Here is an 11,250-nt window from a genome sequence, read left to right as displayed (position 1 = left end):
ATCACCGCAGGGCTTCAGGGCCTCATCGCTGGCAAGCCAGCTCCTACAAGGGTTTCGGCAACACGATACTTTTGTGGTGAAACACGAACCTGTAGGAGCCGGCTTGCTGGCGATGGCGATACCACAGTCACCGCCATGATCGCTGGCAAGCCAGCTCCAACGGTATCTACAAAGCCAGCAACCGCCGCAACTCAGCCAGCACCGGCGCCGTATCCGGGCGCACACCGCGCCACAGCAGGAAGGCTTCCGCCGCCTGTTCGGCGAGCATCCCCAGGCCATCCATCGACACCGCCGCACCCTGCTCGCTCGCCCAGCGGCAGAACGCCGTCGGCTCCTTGCTGTACATCATGTCGTAGCAGAAGGTCTTGCCAGGCTCGATCAGGCTCGACGCAATCGGCGGCACATCCCCCGACAAGCTCGCCGAAGTGGCATTGATGATCAGGTCCACCGGCTCGCGCACCCCGTCAAACCCACTGGCGGACACCGGCCCCAGGTCGGCGAACAGTTCAGCCAGCAACTCGGCTTTCTCGACCGTCCGATTGGCGATGACCACCGACGCCGGCAGCTCCGCCAACAACGGCTCCAGCGCGCCACGTACCGCGCCACCGGCGCCCAATAGCAGGATGCGCTTGCCCCGCAGGCTGAACCCGGCATTCACCGTCAGGTCGCGCACCAGCCCGGCACCGTCGGTGTTGTCACCCAACAAGCTGCCATCGGCCAGCTTGCTCAGGGTATTCACCGCCCCGGCCCGCTGAGCCCGCGCCGTCAGGCTATTGGCCAGGCGATAAGCTTCTTCCTTGAACGGTACCGTCACATTGGCCCCGCGCCCCTCCTGGAAAAATCCTCGGGCACAGCCGAAAAAATCATCGAGGGGTGCCAGCAAGATGCTGTAATCCAGTTGCTGGGCGGTCTGCTCGGCGAACAAACGGTGAATCAACGGCGATTTGCTGTGGCCGATAGGGTTGCCAAAAACGACGTACCGATCCATCAGTGGTTGCCCTCCGTCAGCCAGTCGCGGTCCTGCAGGAAGTACTCGGTCAGGCGCGCCTCTTCACTGCCCGGCTCGGACTTCCAGTCATAGCCCCAGCGCACTTGCGGCGGCAACGACATCAGGATCGATTCGGTACGGCCGCCCGATTGCAGGCCGAACAGGGTGCCACGGTCGTACACCAGGTTGAACTCTACGTAACGACCGCGACGGAACTCCTGAAACTCGCGCTGCTGCTCGGTCCAGGCCTGGGCCTTGCGGCGCTGCACGATCGGCAGATACGCCTCGATATAGGCATCGCCAATCGCCCGCATGAAGGCGAAGCTGGTGTCGAAGTCCCACTCGTTCAGGTCATCGAAGAACAGCCCGCCGATGCCGCGCGGCTCGTTGCGGTGCTTGATATGGAAGTAGCTGTCGCACCAGGCCTTGTAGCGCGAGTAAACCTGCTCGCCAAACGGCGCACAGGCGCGCTCGGCGACCCGGTGCCAGTGCACGCAGTCTTCTTCATTGCCGTAATAGGGCGTCAGGTCGAAACCACCGCCGAACCACCAGACCGGCTCCTCGCCTTCTTTTTCAGCGATGAAAAAGCGCACGTTGGCGTGGGACGTCGGCACATGGGGGTTGTGCGGATGAATCACCAGGGACACCCCCAGGGCCTCGAAGCCACGCCCGGCCAGTTCCGGACGGTGGGCGCTGGCCGACGGCGGCAGGCCGCTGCCGAAGACGTGGGAGAAGTTGACACCACCTTTCTCGATCAGCTGACCGTTGGCGATCACCCGGGTCCGACCGCCACCACCGGCGGGGCGGGTCCAGGCGTCTTCGACGAAGTGCGTACCACCGTCTTCGGCCTCCAGGGCAGCGCAAATACGGTCTTGCAGGTCGAGCAGGTAGGCTTTCACGGCCTCGGTGCGGGTAGTCATGACATCACCTTGATCGGGCAAAGCTACGCGACACATCGGATGGCCGGTAGCAAAGAGGCGCGTAGCATAGCACCGCGTTTATGCTCGTCGCTGTTGACGAAGATCAAGCGAAGGAGTCCGATAGGCCCCTTGCATTGCGCTGTACAGCGCCCCTTTGTGAATGTCCAAGGAGAGAACGATGGCTAAACGTATCCTGTTTCGTGCCCATGGCGGCCCCGAAGTCCTTGAGTATGTCGACTACACCCCCGCCGAGCCGGGTCCGCAGCAAGTGCGGGTACGCAACCACGCCATCGGCCTGAACTTCATCGACACCTATTTGCGCAGCGGGCTGTATGCCCCACCGGCCATGCCGTCGGGCCTCGGGGCCGAGGGCGCGGGCGTGGTCGAGGCAGTCGGCAGCGAAGTCAGCCAGTTCAAGGTCGGTGACCGCGTGGCCTACGGCAGCGGTCCACTGGGCGCCTACAGCGAAGTGCATGTGCTGCCGGCGGCCAATCTGGTGCACCTGCCGGAAAGCATCAGCTTCGAACAGGCGGCCGCAGTGATGCTCAAGGGCCTGACGGTGCAGTACCTGTTGCGCCAGACCTATGAGTTGAAGGGTGGCGAAACCGTGCTGTTCCACGCGGCCGCCGGCGGTGTCGGCCTGCTTGCCTGCCAGTGGGCCAAGGCCCTGGGCGTGAAGCTGATCGGCACCGTCAGTTCGCCGGAAAAGGCCGCGTTGGCCAAGTCCCTCGGGGCCTGGGAAACCATCGACTACAGCCACGAGGATGTGGCCAAGCGGGTGCTGGAGCTGACCGATGGCAAGAAGGTCCCGGTGGTGTATGACGGCGTGGGCAAGGACACCTGGCTGACCTCGCTGGACAGCCTGGCGCCCCGTGGCCTGATGGTCAGCTTCGGCAATGCCTCGGGCGCGGTGGACGGGGTCAACCTGGGGATCCTGGCGGCCAAGGGCTCGCTGTATGTGACCCGGCCGACGCTGGCGACCTACGCCAACAATGCGGAAAACCTGCAAACCATGGCAAAGGATCTGTTCGAGATGATCAGCAGCGGCAAGCTGAACATCGAGATCGGCGCACGCTACAGCCTCGCGGACGCGGCCAAGGCCCAGACCGAACTGGCGGCGCGGCGGACTACCGGGTCGACGGTGTTGTTGCCTTAAGACAGCAGAGGCTCTCTTAGGCAGCATCCACTTGTGGCGAGCGGGCTTGCCCGCGCTCGGCTGCGAAGCAGTCGCAAAACCGGTCATCGTGTTCTACCTGACACACCGCGATCACTGGTTTTAGGGCCGCTTCGCGTCCCAGCGCGGGCAAGCCCGCTCGCCACATGGGCTCACCTTACGCCGGACGAACGATATTCCCCGTCGCCAGGTCACGGATCAGGCTCGGGTTCTTGCGTCCACCCAGGTTACCGCCCAGCACCAGATCGATCTGCCCGCGGAAATACTGCTCCACGCGAATCCGCGTACGCGCCGATGGCCGCCCCTGGGGATTGGCCGAGGTAGAAATCAGCGGGCCCACCAGCGAGCACAGATCCCGCACCAGCGGATGATCGCTGACCCGCAACGCCACCGTGTCATGCACACCGGTGACCCACTCCGGCAACAGGTCCTGATGGGGCACCAGCCAGGTATTGGGCCCCGGCCAGGTACTGGCCATACGGTCAATCCAGTCCTCCGGGAAATCCTCGAAGAGAAAATCGAACTGACGAATGTTGTCGGCGATCAGGATCAAGCCCTTGTCCACCGAACGATTCTTGATCGCCAGCAAACGGTCCACCGCCTCTTCGTTCCAGGGATCGCAACCCAAGCCCCAGACCGCCTCGGTTGGATAGGCAATCACCGCCCCTGCGCGAATTTCTCGTGCGGCTTCTTGCACACGCCAACTCTTGACCATTACTCGTTCTCCGGATTCAAAGCTGCTCGCAGTTTACTCAGGTAAACCTACCTCGCGCGAGCTAACCAGCGTCCGCTTTCATTGGCAACCCGACCTTCGAGCTCCAACTCGGTCAGCGCCGCCAATACTCGCGGTAATCCCCAGCCACAGGCCCGGGCCAGGGCCTCGCTGCTCTGCGGCGCGGCATGCAATAAGCCTAGCAGCGGATGCTCGGGCGCAGCGGGAATCGCGCTGGAGGTCACGCGCTGCCAACCGCGCAGGGGTTCGAGGATGTCTTCGACGGTCTCCACCAGCACCGCACCGTCGCGGATCAACTGATGGCAGCCCTTGGCGCCGGGATGATGGATGGAGCCGGGAATCGCGTAGACCTCGCGGCCCTGTTCCGCCGCCAACCGGGCGGTGATCAGCGAGCCGCTGGCGACGCTGGCCTCCACCACCAGCACGCCGAGGGACAAGCCGCTGATGATCCGATTGCGCCGGGGGAAATTGCTCGGATGCGGCGGCGCCTCCAGGGGCAACTCGGACACCAGGGCGCTGCCCTGGGCAATCATCGCCTCCGCCAGTCGCCGATGACGCTGTGGATAAAGATTTTCCAAACCGGTGCCGAGTACGCCAATGGTCCGCCCGCCAACATCCAGGGCCGCCTGATGGGCGGCCCCGTCTATCCCCAGCGCCAGCCCGCTGGTGATGACAAAACCGGCACCGGCCAGGCTCCGGGAAAAGGCCGTCGCCGTGTCCATGCCCGGCTTGGAAGCACGGCGACTGCCAACCAACGCCAGTTGCGGTTGTTCCAGCAGGGCAGGGTCGCCAGCGACGAACAGCAGCGGCGGAGCGTCGTCCAATTCGGCGAGAAGGGCGGGGTAATGGGCCTGGTCCCACATCACCAGATGGCAAGCCGGGCGCTCTAGCCAGAGCAATGCAGCGCTGGCAGCGTCCCGTACTTCAGGGCTGCGACGCACCTCGGCACAGGCCACCGGCAGCCCCAGCGCACGCCAGGCAGCGGCCGGTGCGGCAAGGGCCGCCGAGGCCGAGCCAAAGGCCCCGAGCAAGGTTCGAAAACGCCGTGGGCCGAGTTCCGGCAGACGGTGCAGACGCAGGCGGGCTTCCAGCTCCGCCGGCGACAGGGAGTTACAGTTGGACAGCGACATCGGATCATCCTTGATCTGTGGCGGTCCTGGAACAGCAGGAACAAGCTGTGGATAACTCTGTGGGTAACCTGTTTAGCCTACTAACGGAATCGGCCCCGCGTTATCGTCCGGCGTTACGGGTTGCGCACCTTGTCCAGGACTGTCAGGGACCGCGTGGCAGTGAGTACTAAACCATAGCTGAGCTTTTCGTAGGTGCGGAACACCATCAGCAGGCCCGAACGCTCGTCGGGGACCTTGATCCGCTGTCCGGTCACCTGGTCGTGCACGGTCTCACCGGTCTTCATCACCGCCAGGACGTTGCCTTCGGCCAGGCCATCGCGGCGACCCTTGTCGATGGTGACCACGTCCATGACGCCGATCTGCGTAACACCCCGTGGCACATCTATGATCGTGCCGCGGATCTGCGCTTGCGGCGCGCTGGGCATGAACGTCGAATTGACCGGGCGTTCTTCGGTAACGAACAGGCGGTCACCCAGGCGAACTTCCTGGGTGGTGCGGCGCAGGTTCAACGTGCCGACATCACCTTCGGTCGCCAGCAGCTCGCCGGTGCCGACGTCATCGGCGTTGATCCCGAGGAATTCCTTGGTCTGCGGATCGGTATAGACCTTGCCCTGGCGGAACAGGCCATACACGCTGTGCGCCGGGTCGAACGCGCCACGGGCATAGATCCGGTCGCCCATGCCGCTGAGCACCCGCTCATTGTTGCCGGCCAGGATATACGGGGCTTTCTGGAAGTCATCGGGGTTGTCGACGATGCGGTTGCTCAACAGGAACGCATTGATCTTTTCCAGCGGGATACTCGGAATCGCCTCGGCCACCGGCGAACGGCGCACCTGCGGCGACAACTTCACCGTGCCCCGCGACACGCCGCGATCCACCACCAGCCGCGGCTGGCCGTCGACGAACTGCAGCGTCAGGGTGTCGCCGGGATAGATCAGGTCCGGATTGGCCACCTGGGGGTTCGCGTGCCAGATCTCCGGCCACTTCCAGGGTTCGCTGAGAAACTTGCCGGAAATGTCCCAAAGTGTGTCGCCGCGCACCACCGTATAACGCTGTGGATAACCGTCCTTGAGTTGCACTTGCGCCTGCACGACGCCGGTAACGGCCAGCAACAGGGCGAGTAGTGTTTTCCTCATGCAGTGAATCCCTTTATTATGTGCCTTCGCGTGAAACGCCAGAGCCCCCGCGGCTCGCTCCCAAGGAGAACGTTTTACAACGGTAGCCGATCCCTACGGGACAATACGGCAGCCGTCTCTGACTTTACCTCACAAGTGCAGCAAATACGCCTATGGCCATTTTAAACATCCTCGAATTTCCAGACCCGCGCCTGCGCACCATCGCCAAACCCGTGGCCGTGGTGGACGATCAGGTGCGGCAACTGATCGATGACATGTTTGAAACAATGTATGAAGCCCCGGGCATCGGCCTGGCGGCGACCCAGGTCAATGTGCACCAGCGCATCGTGGTCATGGACCTGAGTGAAGATCGTAGCGAACCGCGGGTGTTCATCAACCCCGAATTCGAGCCGCTGACCGAAGAAATGGGCGAGTACCAGGAAGGTTGCCTGTCGGTGCCGGAGTTCTACGAGAACGTCGAGCGCCCGGTGAAAGTCCGGATCAAGGCCCTGGATCGCGACGGCAAGCCTTACGAGTTGACCGCCGAGGGCCTGCTGGCCGTGTGCATCCAGCATGAATGCGATCACTTGAACGGCAAGCTGTTCGTCGACTACCTGTCCACGCTCAAGCGCGACCGGATCAAGAAGAAGCTGGAAAAGAAACACCGCCAGAACGCCTGATCCCTCCGGCTTGCACCTGCCTCTTCATGTAGGAGTGTAGGAGCGAGCTTGCTCGCGATAAACGCAAGGGCGCCTCGGTATTCCAGGTGGCCAGCGTTATCGTTAACGATTTTTCGCGAGTAAGCTCGCCCCTACAGGTACAGGTTTTTTCACATGCGCATCGTCTTTGCCGGCACCCCCGAATTCGCCGCCGAACATCTCAAGGCGCTGCTCGACAGCCCCTACGAGATCGTCGCGGTCTACACCCAGCCGGACCGTCCGGCGGGCCGCGGGCAGAAGCTGATGCCGAGCCCGGTCAAGCAGCTCGCGCTGGAGCACGGCATCAGCGTCCTGCAACCGCCGACCCTGCGCAACGCCGAGGCCCAGGCCGAACTCGCGGCGCTCGCGCCGGACCTGCTGGTGGTGGTCGCCTACGGCCTGATCCTGCCCCAGGTGGTGCTGGATATCCCGCGCCTGGGCTGCATCAACAGCCACGCCTCGCTGCTGCCGCGCTGGCGCGGTGCGGCGCCGATCCAGCGCGCCGTGGAAGCCGGCGATCGTGAAAGCGGCGTGACCGTGATGCGCATGGAAGCCGGGCTCGACACCGGGCCGATGCTGCTCAAGAGCGTCACCCCGATCAACCCCGAAGACACCGGCGGCAGCCTGCACGACCGCCTCGCCGAACTCGGCCCGCCTGCCGTGCTCCAGGCCATCGCCGGTCTCGCCGCCGGGACCCTGGACGGTGAAGTCCAGGACGACAGCCTCGCCACCTACGCCCACAAGCTGAACAAGGACGAGGCGCGCATCGACTGGAACCGTCCGGCGGTCGAGCTGGAACGCCTGATCCGCGCCTTCAACCCCTGGCCGGTGTGCCACAGCACCCTCAGTGGCGAAGCCCTGAAAGTCCTGGCTGGCAGCGTCGCCGAGGGCCAGGGCAACCCTGGTGAAATAATCGCCGCGAGCAAGGACGGCCTGATCGTCGCCACCGGCGCCGGCGCCCTGTGCCTGACCCGCCTGCAACTGCCCGGCGGCAAGGCGCTGAACTTCAGCGACCTGTTCAACAGCCGCCGCGAGAAATTCGCCCTCGGTACGGTGCTCGGCCAATGAACCCGCGTCTGGCCGCCGCCAAGGCACTCGCCGCCGTCCTCAACGGCAAGGCCTCGCTCAACAGCTCGTTGCCACTGCAACTGGACAAGGTCGAGGACCGCGATCGCGGTTTTACCCAGGACCTGGCGTTCGGCACCGCGCGCTGGCAGCCACGCCTCTCGGCACTGGCGGCCAAGCTGCTGCAAAAACCGTTCAAAGCCGCCGATGCCGACGTCGAAGCCTTGCTGCTGGTCGGCCTCTATCAACTGCTCTACACCCGCGTACCGGCCCATGCCGCCATTGGCGAGACCGTCGGTTGCGCCGACAAGCTGAAAAAACCCTGGGCCAAGGCGCTGCTCAACGCCGTGCTACGCCGCGCACAGCGGGAAAGCGAAGCGCTGCTGGCCGAGCTGGAACATGACCCGGTGGTGCGCACCGCCCACCCGCGCTGGCTGCAAAAATCCCTCAAGGCCTTCTGGCCCGAACAGTGGGAAGCCATCTGCGCGGCGAACAACGCCCACCCGCCGATGATCCTGCGGGTCAATCGCCGCCATCACCCGCGCGATGCCTACCTCAAGCTGTTGGCCGACGCCGGTGTCAGCGCCCAGGCCTGTGTCTACAGCCCGGACGGCATCGTGCTGGAGGAGGCCTGCGATGTGCGCGGCCTGCCGGGCTTCAGCGAAGGCTGGATCAGCGTCCAGGACGAAGCCGCGCAACTGGCCGCCGACCTGCTGGACCTGGCGCCGGGCCAACGGGTGCTCGACGCCTGCTGCGCCCCTGGTGGCAAGACCTGCCATATCCTCGAAGCCCAGCCGCAACTGGCCGGCGTGGTCGCCGTGGACCTGGAAGCCAAGCGCCTGGTGCGGGTACGCGAGAACCTTGAGCGCCTGAAGCTCAGCGCCGAACTGATCGCCGCCGACGGCCGTGATGTCGCCACCTGGTGGGACGGCAAGCCGTTCCAGCGCATCCTGCTGGATGCGCCGTGCTCGGCCACCGGCGTGATCCGTCGCCATCCGGACATCAAGCTGACCCGCCAGCCCGACGACATCGCCGCCCTGGCCGCCTTGCAAGGTGAACTGCTGGACGCGATGTGGACGACCCTGGAAGTCGGCGGCATCCTGCTCTACGCCACCTGTTCGACCTTACCGACCGAGAACACCGAAGTGATCGAAGCCTTCCTGGCCCGCACATCCGGGGCTCGCGAGCTGGATATCGCCGGGACGTTCGGCATCAAGCAGCCCTATGGCCGCCAATTGCTGGCCCAGCAGGGCGGCCACGACGGTTTCTACTACGCCAAGCTGATCAAGATCGCCGCCGCGCACGGCTGAGCCCGGGGTAACGGAGCGACCCGATGAAAATCATCATCCTCGGTGCCGGGCAGGTCGGCGGCACACTGGCCGAACACCTGGCCAGCGAAGCCAACGACATCACCGTGGTCGACACCGACGGCGAGCGCCTGCGCGACCTCGGCGACCGCCTGGACATCCGCACCGTGCAGGGCCGCGCCTCGTTTCCGACGATCCTGCGCCAGGCCGGCGCGGACGATGCCGACATGCTGGTGGCGGTGACCAACAGCGACGAAACCAATATGGTCGCCTGCCAGGTCGCCCACACCCTGTTCCACACCCCGACCAAGATCGCCCGGGTCCGTGAGGCCGCCTACCTGACCCGCGCCGGGCTGTTCGACAACGACGCGATTCCGGTGGATGTGCTGATCAGCCCGGAGCAGGTGGTCACCCATTACATCAAGCGCCTGATCGAACACCCGGGCGCCTTGCAGGTGATCGACTTCGCCGACGGCAAGGCCCTGCTGGTGGCGGTCAAGGCCTACTACGGCGGGCCGCTGGTGGGGCAGCAACTGCGCCAATTGCGCGAGCGCATGCCCAACGTCGACACCCGGGTGGCGGCGATCTTCCGGCGCGACCGGCCGATCCTGCCCCGTGGCGACACGGTGATCGAAGCCGACGACGAAGTGTTTTTCATCGCCGCCAAGGCGCACATCCGTGCGGTGATGGGCGAAATGCGCCGCCTCGACGAAACCTACAAACGCATCGTCATCGCCGGCGGCGGACAGATCGGCGAGCGCTTGGCCGAAGCCATCGAAAGCCGTTACCAGGTCAAGATCATCGAGAAGAACCCGGCGCGTTGCCGTCACCTCTCGGACACCCTGGACAGCACCGTGGTGCTGCAAGGCAGCGCCTCGGACCGCGACCTGCTGCTGGAAGAGAACATCGCCGACACCGATGTGTTCCTGGCCCTGACCAACGACGATGAGGCCAATATCATGTCGTCGCTGCTGGCCAAGCGCCTCGGGGCGAAGAAGGTCATGACCCTGATCAACAACCCGGCCTACGTCGACCTGGTCCAGGGCGGCGAGATCGATATCGCCATCAGCCCACAGTTGGCGACCATCGGCACCTTGCTGGCCCATGTCCGGCGCGGCGATATCGTCAGCGTGCATTCACTCCGGCGCGGGGCGGCGGAAGCCATCGAGGCGATTGCCCACGGCGACGCGAAGTCGAGCAAGGTGGTGGGCCGGGCCATTGCCGACATCGCCTTGCCGCCGGGGGCGACCATCGGCGCGATCATTCGTGATGAAGAGGTGCTGATCGCCCACGATGCCACGGTGATCCAGGCGGGCGACCATGTCATTCTGTTCCTTGTGGATAAAAAACAGATCCGCGATGTGGAAAAGCTGTTTCATGTCGGCCTGAGTTTTTTCTAGGCATTGCGGCCGACATCGCTGGCAAGCCAGCTCCTACAATGATCGGGGGCATCCTGCGACACGACCCACTGTAGGAGCTGGCTTGCCAGCGATAGCTATTTCAAGCCAACCCGAAAGGACCGTCATGCTCGAATCACTGGAAAAAATGCTCGCCAAGGGTGTGGATAACTCGCTGCTGCGCTTCGGCCTCGGCAAGGGTTATCTGGACCTTGGGGAAAACACCAAGGCCGCCGAGCACCTGCAACGCTGCGTCGGCTTCGACCCGAAATACTCCGCCGCCTGGAAACTGCTGGGCAAGGCCCATCAGGCCGCGGGCGATAGCGCCGCCGCCAGGCAGGCGTGGGAACAGGGACTGGAAGCCGCGCGCGCCCATGGCGACAAGCAGGCGGAAAAGGAAATGACGGTGTTTCTGAAAAAGCTGGAAAAAGCCGCGCTCAAAGATCAATAAAGCGCAGGCCGATGCCATCGGCGTCGACCCGGACCACTTCCATACGAATCCGCGGCGCTGTCGCCGGCAGATCCTGCACCTGGCCATAGACCACCGCTCCGGTGGTCAAGCGCGCCAGGCTCGGGTGATTCACATACACGCCCTTGCTGGACAGGTTGCGGGCCTGTCCCAGGCACTCGCCGATGCTGGGGTGCTGGATCTTGATACGCAGAGCATTCTTATTATTGGACATCGGTTGCGTCCTTGATACGTACAGCTGTGGATAAATCAGT

At 64.2% G+C, this 11,250-nt stretch carries 12 protein-coding genes; 6 read left to right on the top strand and 6 right to left on the bottom strand.

Annotated features, from left to right (window positions below; genetic code table 11):
• Nucleotides 1-166: 166 nt before the first annotated feature.
• Nucleotides 167-988: a shikimate dehydrogenase gene (gene aroE, locus HX866_RS21725; protein ID WP_177140394.1), complete on the bottom strand. Its 822-nt coding sequence runs from the start codon at nucleotides 986-988 to the stop codon at nucleotides 167-169.
• Nucleotides 988-1,908 carry an oxygen-dependent coproporphyrinogen oxidase gene (gene hemF, locus HX866_RS21720; RefSeq protein ID WP_177125684.1) on the bottom strand — a complete coding sequence of 307 codons (921 nt, stop codon included), beginning with the start codon at nucleotides 1,906-1,908 and terminating at the stop codon, nucleotides 988-990. Before hemF ends, aroE begins: the two co-directional genes overlap by 1 nt.
• 178 nt (nucleotides 1,909-2,086) lie before the next feature.
• On the opposite strand from hemF, the gene HX866_RS21715 reads away from it, so the two are divergent.
• A complete protein-coding gene (locus HX866_RS21715) occupies nucleotides 2,087-3,064 on the top strand; it encodes a quinone oxidoreductase family protein (protein ID WP_177101238.1) in 978 nt (325 codons plus the stop codon).
• 175 nt (nucleotides 3,065-3,239) lie between these two features.
• Here HX866_RS21715 and HX866_RS21710 read toward each other — a convergent pair whose 3' ends face one another.
• The 3 genes from HX866_RS21710 to HX866_RS21700 form a co-directional block, all read right to left on the bottom strand.
• Complete coding sequence (locus HX866_RS21710; RefSeq protein ID WP_177093830.1) at nucleotides 3,240-3,797, bottom strand: L-threonylcarbamoyladenylate synthase; 558 nt, start codon at nucleotides 3,795-3,797, stop codon at nucleotides 3,240-3,242.
• Nucleotides 3,798-3,844: 47 nt separating this feature from the next.
• Nucleotides 3,845-4,945, bottom strand: a complete 1,101-nt coding sequence (dprA, locus tag HX866_RS21705) for a DNA-processing protein DprA (protein WP_177140393.1) — start codon at nucleotides 4,943-4,945, stop codon at nucleotides 3,845-3,847.
• A gap of 113 nt (nucleotides 4,946-5,058) precedes the next feature.
• Complete coding sequence (locus HX866_RS21700; RefSeq protein ID WP_177093832.1) at nucleotides 5,059-6,081, bottom strand: LysM peptidoglycan-binding domain-containing protein; 1,023 nt, start codon at nucleotides 6,079-6,081, stop codon at nucleotides 5,059-5,061.
• Nucleotides 6,082-6,233: 152 nt separating this feature from the next.
• Between HX866_RS21700 and def the strand changes: the two genes are divergently transcribed.
• The 5 genes from def (at nucleotide 6,234) to HX866_RS21675 (ending at nucleotide 10,978) form a co-directional block, all read left to right on the top strand.
• Nucleotides 6,234-6,740: a peptide deformylase gene (def, locus tag HX866_RS21695; RefSeq protein WP_177093833.1), complete on the top strand. Its 507-nt coding sequence runs from the start codon at nucleotides 6,234-6,236 to the stop codon at nucleotides 6,738-6,740.
• 153 nt (nucleotides 6,741-6,893) lie between these two features.
• A complete protein-coding gene (fmt, locus tag HX866_RS21690; RefSeq protein WP_177093834.1) occupies nucleotides 6,894-7,826 on the top strand; it encodes a methionyl-tRNA formyltransferase in 933 nt (310 codons plus the stop codon).
• Complete coding sequence (rsmB, locus tag HX866_RS21685) at nucleotides 7,823-9,133, top strand: 16S rRNA (cytosine(967)-C(5))-methyltransferase RsmB (RefSeq protein ID WP_177140392.1); 1,311 nt, start codon at nucleotides 7,823-7,825, stop codon at nucleotides 9,131-9,133. Before fmt ends, rsmB begins: the two co-directional genes overlap by 4 nt.
• A gap of 23 nt (nucleotides 9,134-9,156) precedes the next feature.
• On the top strand, nucleotides 9,157-10,530 hold the full coding sequence (gene trkA / locus HX866_RS21680; protein ID WP_177140391.1) for a Trk system potassium transporter TrkA: 1,374 nt from the start codon (nucleotides 9,157-9,159) through the stop codon (nucleotides 10,528-10,530).
• A 124-nt stretch (nucleotides 10,531-10,654) separates the two neighbouring features.
• A complete protein-coding gene (locus HX866_RS21675; protein ID WP_121135702.1) occupies nucleotides 10,655-10,978 on the top strand; it encodes a hypothetical protein in 324 nt (107 codons plus the stop codon).
• Here the strand turns inward: HX866_RS21675 and HX866_RS21670 are convergent.
• Nucleotides 10,965-11,210 (bottom strand): PilZ domain-containing protein, encoded by a 246-nt coding sequence (locus tag HX866_RS21670; protein ID WP_177093838.1) that lies wholly within the window; start codon nucleotides 11,208-11,210, stop codon nucleotides 10,965-10,967. The two genes, HX866_RS21675 and HX866_RS21670, sit on opposite strands and share 14 nt — an antisense overlap.
• Nucleotides 11,211-11,250: the final 40 nt, after the last annotated feature.

The organism is Pseudomonas gingeri, assembly GCF_013386165.1.
In the GTDB taxonomy this organism is placed as follows: Bacteria; Pseudomonadota; Gammaproteobacteria; order Pseudomonadales; family Pseudomonadaceae; genus Aquipseudomonas; species Aquipseudomonas gingeri_C.
The sequence above is the reverse complement of the archived record's forward strand: the minus strand, read 5'-3'. Positions and strand labels throughout refer to the sequence as shown.